The organism is Streptomyces ossamyceticus, assembly GCF_001418475.1.
Taxonomy (GTDB): Bacteria; Actinomycetota; Actinomycetes; order Streptomycetales; family Streptomycetaceae; genus Streptomyces; species Streptomyces ossamyceticus.
The window spans coordinates 1-26,375 of record NZ_LIQX01000264.1; the positions used below are offsets into that span (position 1 = coordinate 1).

Here is a 26,375-nt window from a genome sequence, read left to right on the forward strand (position 1 = left end):
AAGCACAGCCCCTCAAGCCCGTCCCCCGAACCACCGGAAGCACAGCCCCTCAAGCCCGTATCCCCGAGGGGCCTCCCCTCACACCCGTACCTCAAGGCCCCTCACCTCAGGTCCGCGCGCCCGCCACCAGTTCCGCGATCTGCACGGTGTTCAGGGCGGAGCCCTTGCGGAGGTTGTCGCCGCAGACGAAGAAGTCGAGGGCGGTGGGGTCGTCGAGGGCACGGCGGACGCGGCCGACCCAGGTGGGATCCGTGCCCACGACGTCCGCGGGGGTGGGGAACTCGCCCGCCCCGGGGTCGTCGAAGAGGACCACGCCGGGCGCGGTCGCGAGGATCTCCCGCGCCTTGGCGACGGTGACCTCGCTCTCGAAGCGGGCGTGGAGCGTCAGGGAGTGCGCGGTGACGACGGGGACCCGTACGCAGGTCACGGCGACCGGCAGCGTCGGTCGCCCGAGGACCTTGCGGGTCTCGTCCCGCACCGTCATCTCCTCCGAGGACCAACCGTCCGCGCGCGCCGCCCCGGCCCACGGCACCACGTTCAGCGCCACCGGCTCCGGGAACGGCCCGGTGTCGTCGCCGACGGCCCGCCGTACGTCACCGGGGCTGGTGCCCAGTTCCGTACCGGCGACGAGGGAGATCTGCCGGCGCAGGGTGTCGACGCCGGCCCGTCCGGCGCCGCTGACCGCCTGGTACGAGGAGGCCACCAGTTCGCGCAGCCCGTACTCGGCGTGCAGCGCGCCCAAGGCCACGATCATGCACAGGGTGGTGCAGCTGGGGTTGGCGACGATGCCACGCGGCCGGACGCGCAGGGCGTGCGGGTTGACCTCGGGGACGACGAGGGGCACCTCCGGGTCCATCCGGAAGGCGCCCGAATTGTCCACCACCACCGCGCCCTTGGCCGCCGCGATCGGCGCCCAGCGCTCCGCGATCTCGTCGGGGACGTCGAACAGCGCGACGTCGACCCCGTCGAAGACCTCCTCGGCGAGGGCCAGGACCTCGACCTCCTCCCCGCGCACGGCCAGCTTGCGGCCGGCCGAGCGGGGGGAGGCGATCAGGCGGATCTCGCCCCAGATGTCCGCGCGGTGGGACAGGATCTGGAGCATGACGGTGCCGACGGCCCCGGTCGCCCCCACGACCGCGAGCGTCGGCCTGCCGGCCCGCCCGGCGGCGACGGCCATCAACGGCCGGTGCCGCCGCCGTACGGACCGTACGAACGGACCGTCATCGACCGGTGCCTCCGTAGACGACGGCCTCGTCGCTGTCGGAGTCGAGTCCGAAGGCGGTGTGCACGGCGCGCACGGCCTCCGGGACGTCGTCGGCACGGGTCACGACGGAGATGCGGATCTCGGAGGTGGAGATCAGCTCGATGTTCACGCCCGCGTCGGACAGCGCCTCGAAGAAGGACGCCGTGACGCCGGGGTTGGTCTTCATACCGGCGCCGACCAGGGAGATCTTGCCGATCTGGTCGTCGTAGCGCAGGGAGTCGAAGCCGATGCCGGCCTTGTTCTTCTCCAGCGCGTCGATCGCCTTGCGGCCCTCGGTCTTGGGGAGGGTGAAGGAGATGTCCGTGAGACCGGTGGTCACGGCGGAGACGTTCTGCACCACCATGTCGATGTTGATCTCGGCGTCGGCGATGGCGCGGAAGATCGCGGCGGCCTCGCCCGGCTTGTCCGGGACGCCGACGACCGTGACCTTGGCCTCGGAGGTGTCGTGCGCGACACCGGAGATGATGGCCTGCTCCACCTTCTGTTCCCCTTGCTGCTGCGTCTTTCCGACGACTGGCTCGTTGCTGACCCACGTGCCCTGGAGTCCGCTGAAGGACGAGCGGACGTGGATCGGGATGTTGTAGCGGCGGGCGTACTCGACACAGCGGTGGAGCAGCACCTTGGAGCCGGACGAGGCCAGCTCCAGCATGTCCTCGAAGGAGATCCAGTCGATCTTCCGGGCCTTCTTCACGACCCGGGGGTCGGCGGTGAAGACACCGTCGACGTCGGTGTAGATCTCACAGACCTCGGCGTCGAGCGCGGCGGCCAGCGCGACGGCGGTCGTGTCCGACCCGCCGCGGCCCAGCGTCGTGATGTCCTTCTTGTCCTGGCTGACGCCCTGGAAGCCGGCGACGATGGCGATGTTGCCCTGGTCGACGGACTCCCGGATACGGCCCGGCGTGACATCGATGATCCGGGCTTTGTTGTGGACCGAGTCGGTGATGACGCCTGCCTGGCTACCGGTGAACGACTGGGCCTCGTGACCCAGGTTTTTGATCGCCATGGCCAGCAGGGCCATGGAGATACGCTCTCCGGCGGTCAGCAGCATGTCGAACTCACGTCCGGCAGGCATCGGAGACACCTGCTCGGCGAGATCGATCAGCTCGTCCGTCGTGTCGCCCATCGCGGAGACCACGACAACCACCTGGTTGCCGTTCTTCTTGGCTTCCACGATCCGCTTGGCGACGCGCTTGATGCCCTCGGCATCGGCTACGGAGGAGCCTCCGTACTTCTGCACGACAAGGCCCACGTGCGCTCCTCGCTCGGTTTCGTCCCTTATCCGCACATACACAGGTACTGCGGTCGGCTCAGTCTATCGAGCGGCCGAATCCCGCCTCCGGGCTCCCGCATGGTGAGATGTCCCGCTCACCCTTCGATCACCTCGGATTCCTGCGGGCCGCCGCCGGATTTCACCCCGGCTTCTTCGCCGGGAGACCGTCGGTGGTCAGGCCGCTCCGGGGTGGTCCCTGCCCGCCCGGGGCACGCCGCAGTCATAAAGTGGGCGAGGTCACTCGGGGGGCGCAGTCCCGAAAGGGGGCCGCCACGAGGGCTCTCCCTGCGGTCCTGGGCCTTCGCACCTGATGCCCGACCGTCTTAAAGTTCAACGATTATGGTTCGCCTGTGCGCGTACTTCTGGTGGAAGACGACGAGCCGGTGGCCGAGTCGCTCCGGCGTGGCTTGCAGCGATACGGCTTCGAGGTGGAGTGGGTGTCCACGGGCGGGGCGGCCCTGACGTACGACGGCCCGTACGACGTGGTGCTCCTCGATCTGGGGCTGCCCGACACCGACGGGCTCGACGTCTGCAAGGCGCTGCGGGCCCGCAGCACGGTGCCGATCATCGTGATCAGCGCCCGCAGCGACGAGACGGACCGGGTGGTGGGCCTCGAACTCGGCGCCGACGACTACGTCTCCAAGCCGTTCGGGGTGCGCGAGGTCATCGCCCGGATAAGGGCGGTGATGCGCCGGGTGCAGCCGCGCCCCGCGGACGCGCCCCCGGCCGGGCCCGACCGGTACAGCTCCCGGCTCACCATCGACCGCAAGGCCGCGCGGGTGCACCTGGACGGCACGGAGGTGGGGCTGGCCCCCAAGGAGTACGACCTGCTGGCGTTCCTCACCGAGGAGCCGGGCGCGCTGATGTCGCGCGAGCAGATCATGGAGGCCGTCTGGGACGCGAACTGGTTCGGCCCGACGAAGACGCTCGACGTGCATGTGGCGGCTCTGCGACGCAAGCTCGCGGGCGCGATCACCATCGAGGCGGTGCGCGGAGTGGGATTCCGGCTCATCGTGAACGGCACCGACGAGAACACCGGAGCCTCCGGCGGCACGGGCGCGAGCCACGGCACCCCCGGCGGCACGGGCAGAAACACCGGCACCCCCGGCGGCGCGGGCGGAAACACCGGCAGCACCCCCGGCGGCACGGGCGCGAGCATCGCCACGTCGGGGAGCGCGAGCGGACGCGACGGCGTCTCGGGGAGCGCGGGCGGGAGCAGCGGCGCGTCATGATCCGCCAGCTCATCCGCAGCTATGTGCTCCTCGTGGCTGTGGCGATCGCCCTGTTCACGGTGCCGGTGGCGTTCACGCTCACCAACCAGTTGCGGGGCGACACCAGGGAGTCCATCACCCGCGAGGCCAGGACGATGGCCCGCCTCCTCGGCGCCGGTGACGTCGCCTCCTGCGAGGCGCTGGCGAAGATGGCCGGGGCCTATCCGAAGAAGGAGAAGGTCGAGGTCTCGGCCACGGACCGGTGCGTACGGGAGACATTGCGGCGGCCGACGCCGGACCCGGCGCTGACCCGGGCGCTGGAGCGGGGCGAGGAGACCGTCGACTGGGGCTCGGACTTCATCTGGGGCAAGAACCTGGTGGTCACCGTCCCCTCCTTCGAACGCCCCGCGACCGGCGAGGAGTCGGCCGACGGCACGGCGGACGGGACGCGGGCGGCGGGGAAGAAGCGGACAGCCGACGTCGTCGGCGCCGTCCGGATCAAGTTCTCCACCGACCACCTCACCGACCGGCTCTGGCAGATCTGGGGCTTCCGGGCGGGCCTGGCCGTACTCGTCCTGCTGGCGGCCGCGGGCATCGGCGTGTTCGCCGCGCGGCGCCTGACCGCCCCCCTGCGCCAGCTCAACGAGATGGCCAGCAAGATGAGCGACGGCGACCTGAAGGCGCGTTCCGCGATCACCGGCCCACAGGAGACGCAGACCCTCGCGCGCACCCTCAACCAGGCGAGCGAACGCCTCGACACGCTCATCGCCTCGCAGCGCATCTTCGTGGCCGACGCCTCCCATCAACTCCGCACCCCCCTGACGGCGTTGCGCCTGTCGTTGGACAACATCGCGGACGGCGTGGACGACGAATTCGTACGGGAGGACGTGGAGCAGGCGACCGCCGAGGTGGTCCGGATGAGCCGGCTCGTCAACGGGCTGCTGGTGCTGGCCCGGGCCGAGGCGAAGGTGACCGCGGCGGAACCGCTGTCCCTGCGGGACGTCATCCAGGAGCGCCTGGACGTGTGGAGACCGGCCGCCGACGAGCGCGGAGTCACCATCACGCTCAGGGGGAGTGCCGACGGCCGGCCGCTCGTGCTGGCCAGTCCCGGTCATCTGGACCAGGTCCTGGACAACGTGCTGTCGAACGCTCTGGAGGTCTCACCCGACGGTGCGACCATCACCGTACGGGTGGAGAGCCGGGGCGACGAGGTGGTGCTGTCGGTGCTGGACGAGGGGCCCGGTATGTCGGACGCCGAGAAGTCCCGTGCCTTCGACCGCTTCTGGCGCGGTCAGGGCCTCACCGGCAGGTCCGGTTCGGGCCTCGGTCTCGCCGTCGTCAAGCAACTCGTCACCGACGACGGCGGAACCGTGATCCTCAAGGACGCGCCCGGCGGCGGCCTGTGCGTCGCGCTCACCCTGAGGGCGGCGCGACACGGGGGCGGCTGAACCGGAGGCGGCCGGGCCGGAGGGTGGCTGAGCCGGGGGGTGTGGCTCAGCCACCGGTACGGGTGCCGGTGATCAGCCCTCGGGCATCGCCGACGAGTGGTGGTTCACGATCTTCCAGACGCCGTCGCGCTTCTCGTACTCGTACGTGTAGCGGGCCTTGACCACGCGCTTGTCGCCGGTCTTCGGGTCGGTGAGCGTGAACTGGTAGACACCCGCGTCGATCGCGGAGTTGCCGTCCAGGACGTTGATGATCGTCTGGACCTTCTTGCCCTTGGGCTTGTTCTCCAGGAAGTGGTGGAAGTAGTCGACGATTCCGGCGCGGTCCGTGCGGACCTTGTTGGAGACGGTCGGCAGCAGAACCGCGTCCTTCGCGTAGCGGTCGGCCACCTTCTTCGGGTCCCCGGTCTGCAGCGACTTGTTCCAGCCGTCGAAGAGCGCCGCGATCTCCTTCTTGGAGGGCTTCTTCGGGGCGGACTCGCCACCGGCCAGGCTGACGCCGGCGGTCACCGTGCCGGCGGTGACGAGAGCGGTGGCGGTGACGATGGCGGCGCGTATGCGGTTCTTGCGGGTCATCGTTGACTCCTGTGCGAATGGGGGGGTTCTCCTGCCTCCGCCTCGTGTGCGGTGGAAGTGACTCCAGATTCGCGGGGGGCCGGTTAGGGCCCGTGCAACGCAGATACAGCAGTGGGCCAGGGATCGTACAAAGCACGCACCGCGACACCTCGGTCACCCTCGGTACGGGACTCGAACGTCTGAAAGCCCTTGCGCCGCACTGGAGTTGCCGCTCGCCGCAGTGACGGCGACGTCCACCGGGGTTGCCAACTGCTCGCCGGGGCATGCGTACGAGAGTGAATGAACTCGATCGTGTGATGGTCGGCTTCCGGGCTTGGGGCGGTGTGGGCTGTTCGGGCTACGGTGAGCGGGCGGTCTGGGACACCGGGAACGGAGCCGGCGTGCGGAGCCCCTTTTCCTCTGGAGAGAAGGTCTGGGGCCTCTCCGTCGCCCTCTGTCCGTACCCACTTGGCCAGGCCGTGAGGGAACCGGCCTCCCGAGATCGGACCATGCACAGGATGCGTGTCGCCGCTCCGGGGTTGAGTACACCGGGGACCTGGGGGTACCTCCCACGCCCTTGTGGAAGTGGGGGAGCGCCCAAGACCGTTCGGGGCGTGCGGCTGGGCGGGCTCACTCATGCTCAGTCCCCAGGAACGGTAAGCAGACAGCCATGAGCGAAGTGCTGCTGACTGAGACTTTCCGGAGTACGTCGGGGGACGTGCGGTGGGGCAGGGTCGGGGAGGACGGGCAGGACCCGGTCGTGCTCTGCCACGGCACCCCCTTCTCCTCCTACGTCTGGCGCGGCATAGCCCAGGCGTTGGCGGGCACCGGCCGGTACCAGGTGTTCGTGTGGGACATGCCCGGATACGGGGAGTCGGACATGCACACCGGTCAGGACGTCTCCCTGGCCGCCCAGGGCCGGGTCCTCGCCGAGCTGCTGACGCGGTGGGAGCTTCACGAACCCTCGGTGGTCGCCCATGACTTCGGCGGCGCGGTCTCGCTGCGGGCCCATCTGCTGCACGGGGCCCGCTACCGCGCGCTGGCCCTCGTCGACCCGGTGGCGCTCGCGCCGTGGGGTTCCCCCTCCTTCCGGCTGCTCGGCCGGCACGCCGACGTCTTCGAACAGCTGCCGTCCGCACTGCACAGGGCCCTCGTGCGGGAGTACGTGAGTTCCGTGGGCGGGCCCGGACTGCACCCTGCGGTCATCGACCGGCTGGTCGAACCATGGCTCGGCGAACACGGGCAGCCCGCCTTCTACCGGCAGATCGCCCAGGCGGACCAGGCCCACACCGACGAGATCCAGGACCTGTACGGGGAGATCGGCATCCCGGTGCTGGTGTGCTGGGGCGAGGACGACGGCTGGATCCCCCTGGCGAAGGGGCGGGAACTGGCCGCCCGCATCCCCGGTGCGCGCTTCGAGCCGATCACGAGCGCGGGACACCTCGTCCAGGAGGACAACCCCGCCGAACTCACCGCCGTACTGATGGACTTCCTACGGGAGCACACGGCCTGAGGGGCTTCGCGCGGGAGCACACGGCCGGAGGGGCTTCCTACGTCCGCCGTCGATCTCCCCGTCCGCCCCGCGAGGCGCCTGCCGAGTGCCATCTGCCGGGTGCCGACGGGAGGTCGGAGACACCCCTAGAGCGTCCCCAGTGCCGGTGCGAAGGCGATGAGGAGCGGGAGGAGGGCGAGGAGCGCGGCGGCGGTCGTGGTCGCGGCGCGGCGGGTCCGGTCCAGACGGGGCGGCGGCGACAGGAGCCGCTCGACACGGTCGCCGAGCAGCCGGCGGGTGCTGGCGCAGCTCAACACGCCCCGATGCTGGTTCAGTTCGATCAACGCGAGCGCGGTGGTGAGGTGGCCGCAACGACGGGACGCCGTGTCGTCGGCGGCGAGTTCGACGAGACGGTGGGTCTGGTCGGCGAAGTGCGCGAAGAGCGGGACGCGCGGGAAGCCGGTCGCGAGAGCCGTGGAGAGATGGAGCAGCCAGTCGTGGCGGGCGCGGGCGTGGCCGAGTTCATGGGCGAGCACAGCGTCCAGCTGACGGTCGGTGAGCTTGCCCAACGCGCCGGTGGTCACGACCAGTTGGGGACGGGTGCCGGGCATCAGCCAGGCGTCCGGGTACTCGTCCTCCAGCACCAGCAGGGGGCCCTGCGCGTCGGGCAGACCGGCCGGCAGGTCGGGGGCGCGCTCCCGCAGATGGGCGCGGCGCAGGAGGCGGCGGCGCCGGGCCTCGACGACCTCTCGGGCGAGCATGGCCCCGCTCCACGCGGCCCCGCAGGCCAGCAGCAGCGTCAGGACGGCCGTCCAGGGCGGCGCGGCCGTCAGGTCGTACGCGGCGGTCACGGCCGCCGGCGCGGGCGCGAAGGCATGCGTCCGGACCGTCTCGAACACGGCCGCCGCGCCCAGCACGAGCGCCGCGAGGCAGCTGAGCAGCGCCGCCGCGACGAGGCACTGCCACGCCCACAACGCGACCACGGGTTCCCGCTCCGGCCACCCGGCCCGGAGCAGCGCACGGGGGCCCAGCACGGCGGCGGCCAGGGCCACGGCGATGAGAAGGAGCAGGAGGACGGTCACGTCGGTGACTCCGGTTCCTTGGCGGGGAGGGCGAGGCATCGGTACGGCTTGCAAGGCCGGTGGACACGCTACCGGGAAGGGAACGGTCGCGATCCGCTGAAGCGAGCCGCAATCGAGAGCGTCCGCCTGCGACCCGGCATCCTCGACGGCCGTCAGCCCGCTGATGGTCCGCCCGCTCGGCCCTCGGGTTCTCAGCCCGACGGCCTGCCGGCTCTCAGTCCGTATGCAGGGGCAGGAGCGTCCTCAGCATCTGCGTCATCGCCTCGCGCAAGGACGCGGGTAACCGGGTGTCCCCGACCGCTTCCTCCCAGTCCGCGCGCAACGGAGCGAGTACCGCGCGGGCGCGATCGGTCTCCCCGTATGCCGCCAGCAATGACAGTTGCTCGGCTCGGGCGTACAGCGTCGACACATGCCGTTCGCCGTGCGTCCCGGCCAGCTCGTCGGCGAAGTCGACCGATGTGCCCACAGCCCGCTCGCGGTCACCGGTGATGGTGTGGAGGCTCACGAGGTGTGACGTCAGCAGCAGTGCGGCGTCACTCGCGGTGTCCACCCGGGCGCGCAGCAGTTCCACCTGGGGAATGACACGCGGGGCGTACCGGCGGGGGAAGATCTGGCCCAGTTGCATCGAGACATCGGCGAGCATGAGACCGATCCGCACGGTGATGTCGTGTTCGGGGCCCAGCGCCCGCTCGGCCTTGCGCAGCGCGCGGTCCAGAATGCCCAGCGCGGCGAAGGCGTTGCCCTTCCTCAGCATCGGTCCGGCCAGTCGAGCGTAAGCCATGATCCGCGCCGGGTGTGCTCGCTCAAGGCACCAGTACGCCGTGAGCATGTTCTCCGTCAGAAGCAGTCGAGCCTGTACCCATTCGCCTGTCGCGAGGTACTCCTCAGCCACGTTCTCCCTGGCCAGCATGGTCGTCGTATGGCCACGTCCGCAGACCCGTCGGGCGACGTCCAGCGCACGCCACAGCGCGTCGACACCTCCTTCCTCGTGGAAGACGCGACGCCACCGTACGACCGTGACGAACAGCAGCACGCTCTGTTCCGTATCGGGTTCGCCATGCCCCAGGAACGCCTCCGCATGGGAGTACCAGCGCGTCTGCATGGCCCGCGCGCTGTCCTCCGTCGGTCCCGTCCGTCCGTTCAGCAATGTCGCCGCCGATTCGCGCGCCGCGGCCACGGACTCCGGCAGCCGGTGAGGGTCGCCCGGGTCAGTGGCGCGGGCGACCGCCTGGACGAGCCGGTGGACGGAGATCTCGTCCCCACGCAGCGTGATCATGCTGTGGGCGGCCAGCACGCGAAGCGCCTCCGTCACCTCGGGAGGGCTGCCGAGTTGCTCCAGGTACGACCGGTGAATGCCGTCCGGTGCCCACCATGCGATCACCCGGAGGATCTCCCCGGCCAGCGGGGTGTCCACCAGCCGGTCCAGCGTCACGCGCCAGACGCGGGCGACGGCGCGCCCACCTTCGGGCGCCTGGGCCAGCAACTGTTCCGGATACTCGTCCAGGTGCCGCCGATACCGCGCGGGCGTGATCGCCGCCTCCCGGCAGTACGCCGCCGCCTGCCCCACTGCCAGCGGGAGACACCCGAGGTCACGGCAGAGTTCGCCGATGTCGTCGAGATCCGCGCCATCGTCGTCCATGCGGCCGACCGGTCGGCCGTGGACAGCGGCGAAGAGTTGCACCGCCTTCGGCAGGGTCGGAACGTCCAGGGGCAGCGTCTCCGCGATTCCCCGCCAGCCTTCCGCGCGCCGGGTCGTGACCAGGAAACGTCCTCGCGTGGCCCTCCCCAGCAGCGGCCTCACATCGGCGGGATCGGTGACGTTGTCCAGGATCAGCAGCCAGCCGTCATGCGTACACAGCCACTGCACGGCGAGATCGCGGAGCGCTCTGCGGGGCAGTTGGTCGCCCAGGGCGGGCCGCAAGGCGACCGCGAGATCGGCGAGACCGGCGTCCAGATCAGCAGGGGTCTCCGAGCTGATCCACCAGACCGGGTTGTAGGTGGCCGTGCGACCGGCGGCCCAGTGCGCGGCCAGCGTGGACTTGCCGATGCCGCCCAGGCCGTGCACGGCGATCACCCAGGTGCTCCGGGCCCCGGGGACGAACCAGGCGGGCAGGGTGCCCAGCTCGCCGGGCACCTCGACGTCGGTGTGATCGAGGCCGAGGGCGGTGCGCGGGTCGCCGACGTGGGTGTTGGGGGTGAACCACACCTTGTCGCCCGGCTCAAGGGTGCCGTTGCTGACGCGTTCCAGGCGGCGCACGACCGTGTCGGGGGCGTGCGGCACGCCGTTCACGACGGAGCCGACGACCGCGTGGGTGCCGACGCCGGCGCCGGTGAGGCCGTAGATGCCGGGGCGCTGGGAGGCGAAGGCCCTGGTCAGGGTGATGCGGCCGGCCGCGGTGGAGTGGACGGTCAGCCGGGGCTCCGTGGGCAGGGGTCTGCCCGGCATGGTCTTCAGCGCGGCATCGCTGGCCAGTCGGCCGGCGGCGACACTGGCCGCCCCGGCCGCGAACGCGACTCCGACGGCCGCGGCTGCTGCTCTCACTGCACGCACGCATCCAGTGTCCTGGCCGACTCCGTCCGCGGCCAGTGGGCGGGACCCCGGAGCCACCGGCCGGGTGGTGGCCGGCCGGACGGTCGACGACCGGCCGCTACGTCGGCTGGCCGTATCCCCGCAGCCGCTCCCCCGCCTCCGCCAGCTGGTCCGGGGTGAGCAGGTGCGGGGTCAGGCCGGGCACCGAGGAGGCCGTCAGCCAGACCCTGCACATCCATTCGAGCTGGGCGGTGCGGTCGAAGGCCTCGGAGAGGCTCCGGCCGTAGGCGATCGTGCCGTGGTTCTGGAGCAGGCAGGCCGTGCGTCCCGTCAGGGCGCGGAGCATGTTGTCGGCCAGCTCGGGGGTGCCGTAGGTCGCGTAGGGGGCGACGCGGACCGGGCCGCCGAGGGCGCCGGACATGTAGTGGATCAGGGGTAGCTCGCCGACGAGGGTCGAGACGGCGGTCGCGTGGACGGCGTGGGTGTGGACCACGGCGCGGGCGTCGGTCGTGGTGTGGATCGCGAGGTGCATGGGCAGTTCGCTCGTCGGCCGGAGGGTGCCCAGGGTCTGGAGGCCCGCGAGGTCGACGCCGGTCACGTCGTCGGGGGTGAGGCGGTCGTAGGGGACGCCCGTCGGGGTGACCAGGACGGTGTCGCCGACGCGTACGGAGACGTTGCCGGACGTGCCGACGACCAGACCGTCGGCCACTGCCCTGCGGGCCGTGGCGACCAGCTCGTCCCAGGCGCGCGCGATGTCGTCGGAAGCCCCGTCGGGCGGCCCGTCCTCCGCCCGCTGTGGGTCCCCACCCGCGTCCCGCGGGTCCCGCGCGTTCCACCTCTGCTCAGCCATGCCGCGATCCTGCCAGGAGGCCGGCCCGAGCGGACCTCCGCGAGAGCCGGCGGTCGGCGGCGAACCCTTCGCCCGCCGTCGGCGCTCGACTTCGCATACAACCCGTACGACAAGTGGAGGGCGCCACGCGGCCGCGCCGGCCCGTGCGCGGCGGCCGGTCCCGCCGTGTGACCGGAATCCGTCCAACGGCCCCGCGGCCCGGCCGCGGGCGTTCACCCGGCGCTGACGCGGATCACACTCGGAGGCCAGTGCTCCGTTTCAGTTCGAGGGAATCGGGGAAGCCGAGCCGTCGGCCCGCCCGAGGACGCCTCCGTCGACACAAACGGAACCTCGACAACCCGATCGCTACACCCATCGGTACTCCCGAGTTCATCTTCCGTTCACCCAGGTTGCCTACGGTCCATGTGCCACTGACATCCAAAAGAAGCTCGGGTAAATGGAAAACTTCTCGCTGATCCTCGCGATCGTGGTCATCACCGCGCTCGCGTTCGATTTTACGAACGGTTTCCACGACACCGCCAACGCGATGGCCACCACCATCTCGACCGGCGCTATGAAGCCCAAGGTCGCGGTGGCCATGTCCGCCGTGCTCAACCTTGTCGGCGCGTTCCTTTCCATCGAGGTCGCCAACACCATCTCCAAGGGACTCGTCGACGAGTCCGGGATCCAGCCAGAGGTCATCTTCGCGGCGCTCGTGGGCGCCATCCTCTGGAACCTGGTGACCTGGCTGGTGGGGCTCCCCTCCAGTTCCTCGCACGCCCTGATGGGCGGCCTGATCGGTGCCACGATCGCGTCGGTCGGCACGGGCGCCGTGCACGGGGACGTGCTCGTCACCAAGGTGCTGATCCCCGCCGTCGCGGCCCCGCTGGTCGCCGGCATCGCGGCGATGTTCGCGACGCGGTTGACGTACAAGCTCGGGCAGCACACGAGTGAGAAGGCCGCCGGCAAGGGCTACCGCGCCGGTCAGATCGCCTCCGCCGGTCTGGTCTCGCTGGCCCACGGCACGAACGACGCCCAGAAGACGATGGGCATCATCACCCTGGCCCTGGTCGCCGGCGGCGCCCTCGCGCCGGACTCCGACCCGCCGGTCTGGGTCATCGTCTCCGCCGGTATGGCCATCGCTCTCGGCACCTACCTGGGCGGTTGGCGCATCATCCGCACCATGGGCAAGGGCCTGACGGACCTCCAGCCGCAGCAGGGCTTCGCCGCCCAGACCAGCGCGGCGACGGTCATCCTGGCCTCCTCGCACCTGGGCTTCTCCCTCTCCACGACGCACTCGGTCTCCGGTGCGGTCATGGGCGCGGGCCTGGGCCGCAAGGGCGGTGTGGTGCGCTGGTCCACCGCCACCCGGATGTTCGTGGCGTGGGGCCTGACCCTGCCGGCCGCGGCGCTCGTCGCCGCGCTCGCCGAGTGGGTGACGTCCCACGGCACGTGGGGCACGGCCGTCGTCGCGGTCTTCCTCATCGCCTCCAGCGCCGCGATCTGGGTGATCTCGCGCCGCGAGGTGGTCGACCACACCAACGTGAACGACTCCGAGGAGCCGCCCGGCGTGGTGACCACGGCCATCGCCGCGGTGACCCCGCCGCCGACCGGCGCCGTGGCCGAGGAACTCGCGGCGACGATCCCGGCCCCCGCGGCCGCGACGGCCGGCGCCGAGACCCCGACCGGCCCTTCCACCCCCACACCGGCCGTCTGAGCCGGCACCCCTAGGAAGACACCACCATGCACATCGACTGGGCAGCACTCGGCTCCGTCTTCGGAGTCAGCCTCGTGGTCACCGTGGCCCTCGTCGGCCTGTTCACCCTGGGGATCGTCGGCCTCTCCAAGCGGGAGACGGCGACCACCTCCGGCGGCTCGGCCGCCCTCGCCACGACAGCGGCGTACGCCTGCTTCGCGGCGTGCGCGGCGGCGGTGGGCTACGGGATCTACCTGATCATGGCCTGAGGCCACACCCACTCCACGGCCCTGGACCGCAGCCACCGAGGTCCGGCCCCGAAGGACACCCGCCCCGCCCACGGTGGGACACCGCGACGCACCCCCTGTGCCGGTCACCCGGCACAGGGGGTGCGTCGTCTTCGTTCAAGGCGTCCGGTGACCGGGGTTCAGGCCCCACCAGAGGCCCGCTCCCGTGGCGACGAGGATCGTCACCGCCATCCAGACGACGGCCCGCGCCTCCGTCCCCGGCACCCACAGCGAGGCGAGGGCGCCGACGCCGACGGCGAGCACCCCCGCCACCGTGCTGAACAGCACCAGCGGGGCGACGGCCGTCACCAGCGTCCGCCGGTCCCACGACGCCCCCGTGCGCGCCTGCGCGGCCGTCTCGACACGGTCTTCCATCGCGTGCACCTCCCGCCCCCCGGACGGGTCCTCACGAACCGTCCGCTCCCGGGTCCCCAAGCCCCGCCAGAAAACCACAGCACGGCGTGTGACGGAAGAAGAACAGAGCGTTCTGATACCTGTTGGAGCACACACGGGGCCGGGGCGCCGGGATAGGGCACGGAAAGCGCCGATTCGGGCGACTGACGCCGTTTCAGTGATGTGGGGCTCAGCACACCGCTGCGCCGCAGGTCAACAGCAAGTTGACGGGTCTTCCGGGGCCGTGGTGGACTGCCGGGGCCATCCACGACGGCAGGAGAGGAAGCCGGTGCGAGTCCGGCGCGGTCCCGCCACTGTCACCGGGGAAGAACCTTCCCCGGGAGCCAGGAACTCTCGTCGTCGGTCTCGTCGAACCAGGGCGTGGACACCCTGAGTGAGGACATATCGCCATGCGCGGCTGCCATGTGAGACTCAGCATCCGGTCACTGCCCGACCCCGCGATCGGCTGAACGCGTGCGTGCCGATCGCGTCTTCGCGTACGGCGCCACCGCCGGACTCCTCGGTGACCTGCTGCTCGGCGATCCCCGCCGGGGGCATCCCGTCGCCGTGTTCGGACGGGCCGCGGGCGCCGTGGAACGGGTGTTGTGGCGGGACCACCGGGGGTGGGGCGCGCTGCACACCGTGGTGTGCGCCGGAGGCGCCGTGGCGTTGGGGGCGGTGGCCGCCGCCGCGGCTCGGCCGTCCCGTGCGGCGTCCGTCGCGTTGACCGGCGCGGCCACCTGGTCCGTCGTCGGGGGCACCTCCCTCGCACGGGAGGCGCGCGCCGTGGGGCGGGCGTTGGAGGCCGGGGACGTCGAGGCCGCGCGGGACCGGCTGCCGCATCTGTGCGGACGGGACCCGCAGGCGCTGGACGCGGACGGGATCGCCCGGGCCGTGGTCGAGTCCGTCGCCGAGAACACCTCGGACGCCGTGGTCGGGGCGCTGGTGTGGGGGGCGTTGGGCGGTGTGCCCGGTCTGCTCGGGTTCCGCGCCGTCAACACGCTGGACGCCATGGTCGGGCACAAGTCGCCGCGCCACCGGCGGTACGGGTGGGCGTCCGCCCGCCTCGACGACGTGGCGGGCTGGCCGGGGGCCCGGCTCACCGCCCTGCTCGCCGCTGCGGCCGGCGGGGACGCCCGAGGGGCCGTACGGGCCTGGCGGGCGGACGCGCGGAAGCATCCGAGCCCCAACGCGGGGCCCGTGGAGGCGTCGTTCGCCGGGGCGCTCGGCGTCCGGCTGGGAGGCACGTTGTCGTACGGGGGGCGGGTCGAGCACCGGCCCGTGCTGAACACGGAGGGGCGGGCCGTCACCGTGGGGGACATCGAGCGGGCCGTGCGGCTGTCGCGGCGCGTGAACTGGCTGGCGCTCGGCGTCAGCGCGGGCGCGTCGCTGCTGCGGGGCCGCGTCGCGCGGGGCCCGGCACGGGGGTTCACGCCAGGCCGCTCTCTGCGGTCGAGGGGGGCGTCATGACGGGCGGCGGACTGCTGGTCGCCGGCACCACCTCCGACGCCGGCAAGAGCGTCGTCACCGCCGGGATCTGCCGGTGGCTGGTCCGACAGGGCGTCAAGGTCGCGCCGTTCAAGGCGCAGAACATGTCCCTCAACTCGTTCGTGACGCGGGAGGGCGCCGAGATCGGGCGGGCCCAGGCCATGCAGGCGCAGGCCTGCCGGGTGGAGCCGACGGCGTTGATGAACCCGGTGCTGCTCAAGCCCGGTGGGGAGCAGAGCAGCCAGGTCGTGCTGCTCGGCAAGCCGGTCGGGGAGTTGAGCGCGCGGGGCTACCACGGGGGACGGCAGCAGCGGCTGCTGGGCACCGTACTCGACTGTCTTGCCGAGTTGCGGGGCACGTATGACGCGGTGATCTGTGAAGGGGCCGGGAGTCCCGCCGAGATCAATCTCCGGCGGACCGACATCGTCAACATGGGGATCGCCCGCAACGCCGGGCTCCCCGTGCTCGTCGTCGGCGACATCGACCGCGGTGGCGTGTTCGCCTCGTTCTTCGGGACGGTGGCGCTGCTGTCGCCCGAGGACCAGGCGCACATCGCCGGGTTCCTCGTCAACAAGTTCCGTGGCGACGTCTCCCTGTTGGAGCCGGGGCTCGACATGCTGCACGGGCTGACAGGGCGCCGGACCTACGGGGTGCTGCCGTTCCGGCACGGGCTCGGCATCGACGAGGAGGACGGACTGAGGGTGTCCCTGAGAGGGACGGTCCGCGAGTCGAACGTGTCGCCGCCCGTCGGGGAGGACGTGCTGCGGGTCGCCGTCTGCGCGATCCCGCTGATGTCGAACTTCACCGACGTGGACGCCCTCGCCGCCGAACCCGGCGTCGTCGTGCGGTTCGTGGACCGGCCCGAGGAGCTGGCCGACGCGGACCTCGTCGTCGTCCCCGGCACCCGCGGCACCGTGCGGGCGCTGGAGTGGCTGCGCGAGCGGGGCCTCGCGGACGCGCTGCGCGACAGGGCCGCCGCACACCGGCCCGTGCTCGGCATCTGCGGTGGCTTCCAGGTCCTCGGCGAGCACATCGAGGACGACGTCGAGAGCCGGCGGGGACACGTCGAGGGGCTCGGGATCCTGCCCGTACGGGTGCGGTTCGCGCGGGAGAAGACCCTCACGCGCCCGGAGGGCGAGGCCCTCGGGGAGCACGTCACGGGGTACGAGATCCATCACGGGGTCGCCGAGATCAACGGGGGCGACCCCTTCTTGGACGGCTGCCGGGTCGGTCAGACCTGGGGCACGCACTGGCACGGGTCGCTGGAGTCGGACGGGTTCCGGCGGGCCTTCCTGCGCGAGGTGGCGGCCGCCGCGGGCCGTCGTTTCGTGCCGGCCGCCGACACGTCGTTCGCCGCGCTGCGCGAGGAGCAGCTGGACCGGCTCGGCGATCTGATCGAGGAACACGCGGACACGGACGCGCTGTGGCGGCTCATCGAGTCGGGCGCGCCGCAAGGACTGCCTTTCATTCCACCGGGAGCGCCCGCATGAGCACTGGCACTGTGTTGTTGTTGTCGACCGCCGACACGGATCTGCTGGCGGCCCGGGCCGCCACCGGCGCCGCGTACCGGATCGGCAACCCGACCCGCGTCGACGTGAGGGACGAGCTGCCCGCTCTCCTCGACGGCGCGGACATCGCCGTCGTACGGCTGCTGGGCGGCAAGCGGGCCTGGGAGGACGGGCTCGCCGCGCTGAGGGCCGCCGGGATCCCGACCGTGCTGCTCGGCGGAGAGGCCGTGCCGGACGCCGAGCTGATGGCCGAGTCGTCGGTGCCGGCCGGTGTGGTCGCGGAGGCGCTCAAGTACCTCGTGGAGGGCGGGCCCGACAACCTCACCGAGCTGGCCCGGTTCCTGTCCGACACCGTGCTGCTGACCGGCGAGGGGTTCGTCGAGCCGCGGAAGATGCCCGAGTACGGGCTGCACGGGGAGCGCCCGCTCGTCGAGGGGCGCCCCACGGTCGGGGTGCTCTTCTACCGGGCGCACGAGCTGAGCGGCAACACCGCGTTCGTGGACACCCTGTGCGACGCGATCGAGGCGAAGGGCGCCAACGCGCTTCCCGTGTACTGCGGTTCGCTGCGCGGCGCCGACGCGGGGCTGTACGAGCTGCTCGCGAAGGCGGACACGCTGGTCGCCACCGTCCTCGCCGCCGGCGGTACGCACGCCTCCGAGGCGTCGGCCGGCGGGGACGAGGAGGCGTGGGACATCGGCGCGCTCGCCGAGCTGGACATCCCCGTCCTCCAGGGCCTGTGCCTGACCTCGTCGCACGCCGTGTGGGACGCGTCGGACGCCGCCCTCTCCCCCATGGACGCGGCGATGCAGGTCGCGATCCCCGAGTTCGACGGACGGCTCATCACGGTGCCGTTCTCGTTCAAGGAGCAGGGTCCGGACGACGTGCCGGTGTACGTCGCCGACCCCGAGCGGGCCGCGCGCGTCGCCGGGATCGCCGTGCGGCACGCGGCGTTGAAGCACAAGCCGAACGCGGAGAAGAAGCTCGCGCTCGTCTTCACCGCCTACCCGACCAAGCACTCACGCGTCGGCAACGCGGTGGGCCTCGACACGCCCGCCTCGGCGGTACGGGTCCTCGACGCCCTCAAGGCGGCCGGGTACGGGGTCACCGCGTACCCCGACAACGGCGACGAGCTGATCCACCGGCTCATCGAGGCCGGCGGCCACGACGTGGAGTGGCTGACGGAGGAGCAGCTGGCGTCCGCGCCCGCGCGGGTGCCGCTCGCCGACTACCGGGCGTGGTTCGACAAGCTGGACCCGGAGCTGCGGGACGGCATGCTCGAGGCGTGGGGCGAGCCGCCGGGCTCGCTGTACGTCGACGGGGACGACATCGTGCTCGCCTCCCTCCAGTTCGGGAACGTCGTCGTGATGATCCAGCCGCCGCGCGGCTTCGGGGAGAACCCGATCGCGATCTACCACGACCCCGACATGCCGCCGTCGCACCACTACATGGCCGCCTACCGGTGGCTGGACAACAGCTTCGGCGCCGACGCGATCGTGCACATGGGCAAGCACGGCACGATGGAGTGGCTGCCGGGCAAGGGCCTCGGGCTGAGCGGGGGCTGTGCCCCGGACGCCGTGCTCGGGGATCTCCCGCTCGTCTACCCGTTCATCGTCAACGACCCCGGCGAGGGCACCCAGGCCAAGCGGCGCGGGCACGCCACCGTCGTCGACCACCTCGTACCGCCGATGGCGCGCGCCGACACGTACGGCGACCTGGCGAAGCTGGAGCAGCTGCTCGACGAGTACGCGCTGGTGTCCGACCTGGACCCGGCGAAGGCGCCGGCCGTGCGGGCGCAGATCTGGACGCTGGTGAAGGCGGCCGAGCTCCACCACGACCTGCATGTGGACGAGCAGCCGGGCGACGACGACTTCGACGAGTTCGTCATGCACATCGACGGCTACCTCTGCGAGATCAAGGACGTGCAGATCCGCGACGGTCTGCACATCCTCGGCGGCGGTCCCGTCGGTGAGCCGCGCGTCAACCTGGTGCTGGCGGTGCTGCGCGCCTCGCAGGTGTGGGGCGGGCAGGCGAACGCGCTGCCGGGCCTGCGGGCGGCGCTGGCCGCGCACTTCGGGCTGGTCGAGAAGGAGTTGCTGGCCGAGCCGGGCGCTCCGGTGAAGGTTCCGGCCGAGCTGAGCGACCTGGTGGAAGGCCCCGCCCGTACGGCGGCGGACGCCATCGACCTCCTGGAGCAGCTGTGCCGGCGGGTCGCGGAGGGCATGGAGGCACGGGACTGGGACGTCACCGTGGTCCCGGCACTCGTGCGCGGCGTGCTCGGCACCGAGCTGCCGGACGCGGTCGCGGTGCTGGAGTTCGCGTGCCGGGAGGTCGTGCCGCGGCTCGCCCGGACCACCGACGAGATCGGGCACATCCTCAAGGCCCTCGACGGCGGTTACGTCCCGGCGGGCCCGTCCGGCTCACCGACGCGCGGCCTCGTCAACGTCCTGCCGACCGGCCGCAACTTCTACTCCGTCGATCCCAAGGCCATCCCGTCCCGGCTCAGCTGGGAGGTCGGGCAGTCGCTCGCCGACTCGCTGGTGCAGCGGTACCTGGCCGACACCGGGGAGTACCCGAAGTCCGTCGGACTGACGGTGTGGGGGACGTCCGCGATGCGTACCCAGGGCGACGACATCGCCGAGATCCTGGCGCTGTTGGGCTGCCGTCCGGTGTGGGACGACGCGTCGCGCCGTGTGACCGGGTTCGACATCGTGCCGCTCGCGGAGCTGGGGCGGCCGCGCATCGACGTCACGGTGCGCATCTCCGGGTTCTTCCGGGACGCGTTCCCGCACGTCGTCGGACTGATCGACGACGCGGTGCGGGCCGTGGCCGAGCTGGACGAGCCCGCCGAGCGGAACTTCGTCAAGGCGCACGCCGACGAGGACACCGCCGAGCACGGTGACCGGCGGCGGGCCACGGCCCGGGTCTTCGGCTCCAAGCCGGGCGCGTACGGCGCCGGGCTGCTGCCGCTGATCGACGCCCGCAACTGGCGCTCCGACGCCGACCTCGCCGAGGTGTACGCCGTCTGGGGCGGCTACGCGTACGGGCGCGGGCTCGACGGGCGGGCGGCGCGGGGGGACATGGAGACGGCGTTCAAGCGGATCGCGGTGGCGGCGAAGAACGTCGACACCCGCGAGCACGACCTCGTCGACGCCGACGACTACTTCCAGTACCACGGCGGCATGGTCGCCATGGTGCGGCATCTGACGGGCTCCTCCCCCGAGGCGTATGTGGGCGACTCCGCGACCCCCGACCAGGTGAAGACGCGCACGCTCGGCGAGGAGACGCACCGGGTGTTCCGCGCCCGCGTGGTCAACCCGCGCTGGATGAGCGCGATGAGAAGGCACGGCTACAAGGGCGCCTTCGAGATGGCGGCGACCGTCGACTACCTCTTCGGGTACGACGCCACGGCGGGCGTGGTCGACGACTGGATGTACGAGAAGCTCAGCGCGGAGTACGTCTTCGACGCGGAGAACCGGGACTTCATGAAGAAGTCCAACCCGTGGGCGCTGCGCGGGATCACCGAGCGGCTGCTGGAGGCCGCCGACCGTGGTCTGTGGGCCGAGCCGGACGCCGACACGCTGGAACGGCTGCGGGCCACCTACCTGGAGCTGGAAGGCGATCTGGAGGGCGACGACAAGTGAGTGTTCCGTTTCCGTTCACGGCCGTCGTCGGTCAGGACGACCTGCGGCTCGCGCTGCTGCTGAACGCCGTGTCCCCTGCGGTCGGCGGGGTGCTGGTGCGTGGCGAGAAGGGCACCGCGAAGAGCACCGCCGTGCGGGCGCTGTCGGCGCTGCTGCCGGAGGTGGACGTCGTCGCCGGGTGCCGTTTCTCGTGCGACCCCGCGAAGCCGGACCCGGTGTGCCCGGACGGGCCGCACGAGCCGGGACCGGGCACCACCCGTCCCTCGCGGATGGTCGAGCTGCCCGTCGGCGCGTCCGAGGACCGGCTCGTGGGCGCCCTCGACATCGAGCGGGCGCTCGCGGAGGGCGTGAAGGCGTTCGAGCCGGGCCTCCTCGCCGACGCCCACCGCGGCATCCTCTACGTCGACGAGGTCAACCTCCTCCACGACCACCTCGTCGACCTGCTGCTGGACGCGGCGGCGATGGGTGCCTCGTACGTGGAGCGCGAGGGTGTCTCCGTACGGCACGCGGCGCGTTTCCTGCTCGTCGGCACCATGAACCCGGAGGAGGGCGAGCTGCGGCCGCAGCTCCTCGACCGCTTCGGGCTGACCGTCGAGGTGGCCGCCTCGCGGGAACCGGACCAGCGGGTCGAGGTCGTCCGGCGACGGCTCGCCTACGACGACGACCCGGCCGGGTTCGCCGCCCGCTGGGCGGACGAGGAGGCGGCGGTCCGGCAACGGATCGTCGCCGCGCGGGAGTTGCTGCCGTCGGTGCGGCTGGGTGACGGGGCGCTGCGGCAGATCGCGGCGACCTGCGCCGCCTTCGAGGTGGACGGCATGCGGGCCGACATCGTCATGGCCCGGACGGCGACCGCGCTGGCCGCGTGGGCCGGACGGACCGACGTGCTCGCGGAGGACGTGCGGCAGGCGGCGCTGCTGGCCCTGCCGCACCGGCGGCGCCGCAACCCGTTCGACGCGCCGGGCCTCGACGAGGACAAGCTCGACGAGACGCTGGAGGAGTTCGGCGGGTCGTCCGAGGACGAGGACCCGGACCCCGATCCCGGTCCGGACGGGCCCGGCGGTGGCGGGCAGCCGCCGTCGTCGGACCCGGAGGGGCCGCAGGGCGGGGAGACCGGCGCGCGGCCCGAGGCCGGGGAGGGCGGGGAGCCGCAGCCCTCCGGCGCGGGTGCGGGCGAGCAGTCCGCCGTGCGGGCCGCCGAACCCTTCCGGACGAAGGTGCTGAGCGTGCCGGGCCTCGGTGAGGGCGCCGCCGGGCGGCGTTCGCGGGCCAGGACCGAGCACGGGCGCACCACCGGGGCGCGCCGGCCGCGCGGCACGCTGACCAAGCTGCATCTGGCCGCCACCGTCCAGGCCGCCGCACCGCACCAGCGGGCGCGGGGACGGTCCGGGCCGGGGCTCGTCGTACGGCGGGACGATCTGCGGCAGGCGACGCGGGAGGGGCGTGAGGGGAACCTCGTGCTGTTCGTGGTCGACGCCTCCGGCTCGATGGCGGCGCGGCAGCGGATGAGCGCCGTGAAGGGCGCCGTGCTGTCGCTGCTGCTGGACGCGTACCAGCGGCGGGACAAGGTGGGTCTGGTGACGTTCCGGGGGTCGGCGGCGGAGGTGGCGCTGCCTCCGACGTCGTCGGTGGACGCCGCCGCGGCCCGGCTGGAGTCGCTGCCCACGGGCGGGCGGACGCCACTGGCCGCCGGGTTGCTGCGGGCCCACGAGGTGCTGCGCGTGGAGCGGCTCCGGGACCCGGCGCGGCGCGCGCTCGTCGTCGTGGTGACCGACGGCCGGGCCACGGGCGGGCCGGAGCCGGTGGTGCTGGCGGGGCGCGCGGCCCGGCTGTTCGCGGCCGGGGGTGTCGCCTCCGTGGTGGTGGACTGTGAGTCGGGGCCGGTGCGGCTGGGGCTCGCCGGGCAGCTCGCGGGCGAGCTGGGCGGTACGGCCGTCACGCTGGACGAGCTGCGGGCGGACTCCATCGCCGGGCTGGTCAGGGATGTGCAGGGGACTTCGAGGAGGGCCGCGTAATGCCGCAGGGACAGCCGAGTGTGGTGCCGGACGACGGGCTGACGACACGGCAGCGGCGCAACCGGCCGCTCGTCGTCGTGCACACCGGCATCGGGAAGGGCAAGTCCACCGCCGCGTTCGGGCTGGCGCTGCGGGCCTGGAACCAGGGCTGGCCGATCGGGGTGTTCCAGTTCGTCAAGTCGGCGAAGTGGAAGGTCGGCGAGGAGAACGCGCTGCGGGTGCTGGGCGCCAGCGGTGAGGGCGGCTCCGTCGACTGGCACAAGATGGGCGAGGGCTGGTCCTGGGTCCAGCGCGACGCGCAGATGGACAACGAGGAGAAGGCCCGCGAGGGCTGGGAGCAGGTCAAGCGGGACCTGGCGGCGGAGACGTACAAGCTGTACGTGCTCGACGAGTTCGCGTACCCCATGCACTGGGGGTGGGTCGACACCGACGAGGTCATCGACGTGCTGCGCGACCGGCCGGGGACCCAGCACGTGGTCATCACCGGGCGGAACGCGCCGGAGAAACTCGTCGACTTCGCGGACCTCGTGACGGACATGTCGAAGGTGAAGCACCCCATGGACTCGGGCCAGAAGGGCCAGCGGGGCATCGAGTGGTGATGTCGTCGTGAACTCCTCGTCGTCCGTCCCCCGGCTGGTCGTCGCCGCGCCCTCCTCCGGCAGCGGCAAGACCACCGTCGCCACGGGGTTGATGGCCGCGCTCACCGCGCGGGGGCTCGCCGTGTCCCCGCACAAAGTGGGGCCGGACTACATCGACCCCGGGTACCACGCGCTCGCCGGCGGGCGGGTGGGGCGCAACCTCGACGCGTACCTGTGCGGGCCGGAGCTGATCGCGCCGCTGTTCGCCCACGGGGCGCGGGGGTGCGACCTCGCCGTCGTCGAGGGTGTGATGGGGATGTACGACGGGGCCGCGGGCGAGGGCGAGCTGGCGTCCACCGCGCACGTGGCCAAGCTGCTGCGGGCGCCGGTGGTGCTGGTCGTCGACGCGTCGTCGCAGTCGCGGTCGGTGGCGGCGCTGGTGCACGGTTTCGCGTCCTGGGACCCCGAGGTGCGGGTCGGGGGCGTGATCCTCAACAAGGTCGCCTCCGACCGGCACGAGGAGCTGCTGCGGGAGGCCCTCGACTCGGCCGGGGTGCCGGTGCTCGGTGTGCTGCGGCGGGTTCCTCAGGTGGACACGCCGTCCCGCCATCTGGGGCTGGTGCCGGTCGCCGAGCGGCGGGCGGAGGCCGTGGAGGCGGTCGCGGCGATGGCCGCGCAGGTGGCCGCCGGATGCGACCTGGAGGCGTTGGTGGCGCTGGCGCGCAGCGCGGGGGCGCTGCCGGGCCCGGCGTGGGACCCAGCCGGGGCCCTCGGGCCGTCGCCGCAGGGCGCGGCGCAGGACGGCTGGGCGCCGGAAGGCGGGGCGCTCGCGGGTGAGGCGCAGGACGGCAGGGCGGCGGAAGGCAGCGCTCCCGTCGTCGCCGTCGCCGGCGGACCCGCGTTCACCTTCTCCTACGCCGAGCACGCCGAGTTGCTCACCGCCGCCGGGGCCGAGGTCGTGACCTTCGATCCGCTGCGGGACGAGCGGCTGCCCGAGGGGACCCGGGGGCTGGTCGTCGGAGGCGGGTTCCCCGAGGTGTACGGCGCCGAGCTGTCCGCCAACGAGGCGCTGCGCAAGGAGGTCGCCGAACTGGCGCTGGGCGGGGCGCCCGTGGCGGCCGAGTGCGCGGGGCTGCTGTATCTGTGCCGGGAGCTGGACGGGCGGCCCATGTGCGGGGTGCTCGACGCCACGGCCCGGATGGACGCGCGGCTGACGCTCGGGTACCGGGACGCCGTGGCCCTCGGTGACAGCGTGCTGGCGCCCGCGGGGACGCGGATGCGCGGGCACGAGTTCCACCGGACCGTCGTCGAACCTGGCGCCGGGACCGCTCCCGCATGGGGGATCCGCGGCGCTCAGCGGCGGGTCGAAGGTTTTGTACAGCGCGGTGTGCACGCGAGCTATCTGCACACGCACTGGGCGTCCGAGCCCGGTGTCGCCCGTCGGTTCGTGGAGAGGTGCCGGACGTCATGAGCAGCAGGCTGATCGGAGTGGGGGTCGGCCCCGGTGACCCGGAGCTGGTGACCGTCAAGGGCGTGGGCGCGCTGCGGGACGCCGATGTCGTCGTCGTACCCGTCATGGACACCGGGGAGCGGGGGCGCGCCGAGGCGACCGTGCTGCACTACGTGGGCGCGGAGAAGATCGTCCGGGTCGTGTTCGCGCTCAACGAGCGGACCGACCGGGGGCGGCGCGAGGCCGCCTGGGACGCCGCCGGTGAGCGGGTCGCCGAGCTGCTGAAGGCGCACTCCGCCGTCGCGTTCGCCACCATCGGCGACCCCAACGTGTACTCGACGTTCACCTATCTCGCCCACACCATCGGCGAGCTGGCGCCGGGGACCGTCATCGAGACGGTGCCCGGGATCACCGCGATGCAGGATCTCGCCGCGCGCTCCGGCGCCGTGCTGACGGAGGGGACGGAGCCCCTCACGCTGGTGCCCGTGACGGCGGGGTCGGCCGTGCTGAAGGACGCCCTCGGCGGGCCGGGGACCGTGGTGGCCTACAAGTTCGGGCGGCAGGCGCAGGCCGTCGTCGAGGCGCTGCGGGAGACCGGGCGGCTCCAGGACGCCGTGTGGGGGTCCGCGCTGGGCCTTCCCGAGGAGTCCATCCAGGCCGCCGACGCGCTCGACGGCGGCCCCCTGCCGTATCTGTCCACGCTGATCGCGCCCGCCCCGCGCGACGGCGGGCGCGGCGGCAAGCTGTGAGCGGATCCCTCGGGTCCGGTCGCTCACTCGGCCACGCCCACCACCAGCCAGATGAACGCCGCCCCGGCGATCGTGCACAGCAGTGTGGAGCGCGCCGGGTGCGCGTGATGGGCCTCGGGGAGGATCTCGGCGGCCGCCAGGTACAGCAGAGCGCCGCCGAAGAAGCCGAGGTAGCAGCCGAGCGGGCCCTCGGGGATCGTGAACAGCAGCGTGGAGGCGGCGCCCAGGACCGGCGCCACCGCGTCCGCGACGAGCATGGTGATCGCCCGGCGGCGGGCGTTGCCGTACACGCTCGTCAGGGTGTACGTGTTGAAGCCGTCCGCGAAGTCATGGGCGATCACCGCGAGCGCCACGGCCAGGCCCATGCCCTCGCCGACCTGGAAGGCGGCGCCGATGGCGACGCCGTCCATGGCGCTGTGACCGACCATCGCGGCGGCCGCCGTGAGACCGACCTGCGGGGTGCGCCCGTCGTGCTCCTCCGCGCCGTGCGCCGCCTGACGGGCCGCCAGCAGGCGTTCCACCAGGTGGGCCGCGAGGAACCCGGCGACGAACAGCAGCAGCGCCGCCGGTACGCCGAACACCTCGTCCCCGGCGGCACCCAGCGCCTCCGGCAGCAGGTCGAGGCCGACCACGCCCAGCATCAGTCCGCCGGCCAGGCCCAGCACCAGGTGACGGCGGTCGGTGACGCGCCCGGCCGTCCAGCCGCCGATGAGCGTCATGAGGAACGCGCCGAGCGCCACGAAGACCGCCATGGGTCCTTGCTACCGGAAGAGCCGGGCGGCCACCTCGCGGCACCCCGTGACGGCGGCCGAGTTCCGGGACGGACCGACCCCGGCCGGGTCGGTCGGGGCCCGAAGGGGCACCGCCCCGCACAGCCGTCGCGCCGCCCGCAACG

At 72.4% G+C, this 26,375-nt stretch carries 19 protein-coding genes, 1 pseudogene and 1 riboswitch; of the genes and pseudogenes, 12 read left to right on the forward strand and 8 right to left on the reverse strand.

The features are described 5' to 3' along the window. Positions 1–106 precede the first annotated feature (106 nt). On the reverse strand, positions 107–1,177 hold the full coding sequence (locus AOK15_RS20255; protein ID WP_055518863.1) for an aspartate-semialdehyde dehydrogenase: 1,071 nt from the start codon (positions 1,175–1,177) through the stop codon (positions 107–109). A gap of 43 nt (positions 1,178–1,220) precedes the next feature. Beyond that, entirely contained in the window at positions 1,221–2,513 is a 1,293-nt protein-coding gene (locus tag AOK15_RS20260; protein ID WP_055518865.1) for an aspartate kinase, read from the reverse strand. A gap of 371 nt (positions 2,514–2,884) precedes the next feature. On the opposite strand from AOK15_RS20260, the pseudogene AOK15_RS20265 reads away from it, so the two are divergent. Together AOK15_RS20265 and AOK15_RS20270 are read left to right on the forward strand one after the other, a co-directional pair. Further along, positions 2,885–3,598, forward strand: a pseudogene (locus AOK15_RS20265) (response regulator transcription factor); the annotation flags it as partial. Positions 3,599–3,762: 164 nt separating this feature from the next. Beyond that, positions 3,763–5,193, forward strand: coding sequence for a HAMP domain-containing sensor histidine kinase (locus tag AOK15_RS20270; RefSeq protein ID WP_055518868.1), 1,431 nt, complete (start codon positions 3,763–3,765; stop codon positions 5,191–5,193). Between the two features lie 72 nt (positions 5,194–5,265). Here AOK15_RS20270 and AOK15_RS20275 read toward each other — a convergent pair whose 3' ends face one another. After that, complete coding sequence (locus AOK15_RS20275; protein ID WP_055518870.1) at positions 5,266–5,766, reverse strand: SgcJ/EcaC family oxidoreductase; 501 nt, start codon at positions 5,764–5,766, stop codon at positions 5,266–5,268. A 649-nt stretch (positions 5,767–6,415) separates the two neighbouring features. Here AOK15_RS20275 and AOK15_RS20280 point away from each other — a divergent pair. After that, the gene (locus tag AOK15_RS20280; RefSeq protein WP_055518872.1) at positions 6,416–7,258 is read left to right on the forward strand and encodes an alpha/beta fold hydrolase; all 843 of its coding nucleotides are present in this window, start codon (positions 6,416–6,418) and stop codon (positions 7,256–7,258) included. A gap of 125 nt (positions 7,259–7,383) precedes the next feature. On the opposite strand, the gene AOK15_RS20285 is transcribed toward AOK15_RS20280, so the two are convergent. From AOK15_RS20285 to AOK15_RS20295, 3 genes are all read right to left on the reverse strand, one after another. Continuing rightward, entirely contained in the window at positions 7,384–8,319 is a 936-nt protein-coding gene (locus tag AOK15_RS20285) for a M56 family metallopeptidase (RefSeq protein ID WP_055518873.1), read from the reverse strand. Between the two features lie 214 nt (positions 8,320–8,533). Next, complete coding sequence (locus AOK15_RS49020) at positions 8,534–10,870, reverse strand: NB-ARC domain-containing protein (protein WP_478078811.1); 2,337 nt, start codon at positions 10,868–10,870, stop codon at positions 8,534–8,536. A gap of 97 nt (positions 10,871–10,967) precedes the next feature. Continuing rightward, the gene (locus AOK15_RS20295) at positions 10,968–11,699 is read right to left on the reverse strand and encodes a class II aldolase/adducin family protein (RefSeq protein ID WP_055518874.1); all 732 of its coding nucleotides are present in this window, start codon (positions 11,697–11,699) and stop codon (positions 10,968–10,970) included. Between the two features lie 436 nt (positions 11,700–12,135). Between AOK15_RS20295 and AOK15_RS20300 the strand changes: the two genes are divergently transcribed. Both AOK15_RS20300 and AOK15_RS20305 read left to right on the forward strand, forming a co-directional pair. Then, entirely contained in the window at positions 12,136–13,395 is a 1,260-nt protein-coding gene (locus AOK15_RS20300; RefSeq protein ID WP_055518875.1) for an inorganic phosphate transporter, read from the forward strand. Between the two features lie 26 nt (positions 13,396–13,421). Continuing rightward, positions 13,422–13,643 (forward strand): hypothetical protein, encoded by a 222-nt coding sequence (locus AOK15_RS20305; protein WP_055518878.1) that lies wholly within the window; start codon positions 13,422–13,424, stop codon positions 13,641–13,643. 135 nt (positions 13,644–13,778) lie between these two features. Here the strand turns inward: AOK15_RS20305 and AOK15_RS20310 are convergent, their stop codons facing one another. After that, on the reverse strand, positions 13,779–14,036 hold the full coding sequence (locus AOK15_RS20310; protein ID WP_240508514.1) for a hypothetical protein: 258 nt from the start codon (positions 14,034–14,036) through the stop codon (positions 13,779–13,781). Between the two features lie 249 nt (positions 14,037–14,285). Continuing rightward, a riboswitch (cobalamin riboswitch) is annotated at positions 14,286–14,428 on the forward strand. Between the two features lie 100 nt (positions 14,429–14,528). Between AOK15_RS20310 and AOK15_RS20315 the strand changes: the two genes are divergently transcribed. The 7 genes from AOK15_RS20315 to cobI are packed head-to-tail and all read left to right on the forward strand — an operon-like array spanning position 14,529 to position 25,480. Next, on the forward strand, positions 14,529–15,524 hold the full coding sequence (locus AOK15_RS20315; protein WP_055518883.1) for a cobalamin biosynthesis protein: 996 nt from the start codon (positions 14,529–14,531) through the stop codon (positions 15,522–15,524). Then, positions 15,521–17,032 (forward strand): cobyric acid synthase, encoded by a 1,512-nt coding sequence (locus AOK15_RS20320; protein ID WP_055518886.1) that lies wholly within the window; start codon positions 15,521–15,523, stop codon positions 17,030–17,032. The genes AOK15_RS20315 and AOK15_RS20320 overlap by 4 nt, the downstream gene beginning before the upstream one ends. Next, a complete protein-coding gene (cobN, locus tag AOK15_RS20325; protein WP_055518888.1) occupies positions 17,029–20,691 on the forward strand; it encodes a cobaltochelatase subunit CobN in 3,663 nt (1,220 codons plus the stop codon). The genes AOK15_RS20320 and cobN overlap by 4 nt, the downstream gene beginning before the upstream one ends. Continuing rightward, positions 20,688–22,703 (forward strand): putative cobaltochelatase, encoded by a 2,016-nt coding sequence (locus AOK15_RS20330; protein WP_055518891.1) that lies wholly within the window; start codon positions 20,688–20,690, stop codon positions 22,701–22,703. The genes cobN and AOK15_RS20330 overlap by 4 nt, the downstream gene beginning before the upstream one ends. Beyond that, a complete protein-coding gene (gene cobO, locus AOK15_RS20335) occupies positions 22,703–23,302 on the forward strand; it encodes a cob(I)yrinic acid a,c-diamide adenosyltransferase (protein WP_055518892.1) in 600 nt (199 codons plus the stop codon). The genes AOK15_RS20330 and cobO overlap by 1 nt, the downstream gene beginning before the upstream one ends. 7 nt (positions 23,303–23,309) lie before the next feature. Then, complete coding sequence (locus AOK15_RS20340) at positions 23,310–24,752, forward strand: cobyrinic acid a,c-diamide synthase CobB (protein ID WP_055518895.1); 1,443 nt, start codon at positions 23,310–23,312, stop codon at positions 24,750–24,752. Next, positions 24,749–25,480, forward strand: a complete 732-nt coding sequence (gene cobI, locus AOK15_RS20345) for a precorrin-2 C(20)-methyltransferase (RefSeq protein ID WP_055518926.1) — start codon at positions 24,749–24,751, stop codon at positions 25,478–25,480. The genes AOK15_RS20340 and cobI overlap by 4 nt, the downstream gene beginning before the upstream one ends. Positions 25,481–25,503: 23 nt before the next feature. Here the strand turns inward: cobI and AOK15_RS20350 are convergent, their stop codons facing one another. Continuing rightward, positions 25,504–26,232: a ZIP family metal transporter gene (locus tag AOK15_RS20350; RefSeq protein ID WP_055518898.1), complete on the reverse strand. Its 729-nt coding sequence runs from the start codon at positions 26,230–26,232 to the stop codon at positions 25,504–25,506. Positions 26,233–26,375 lie beyond the last annotated feature (143 nt).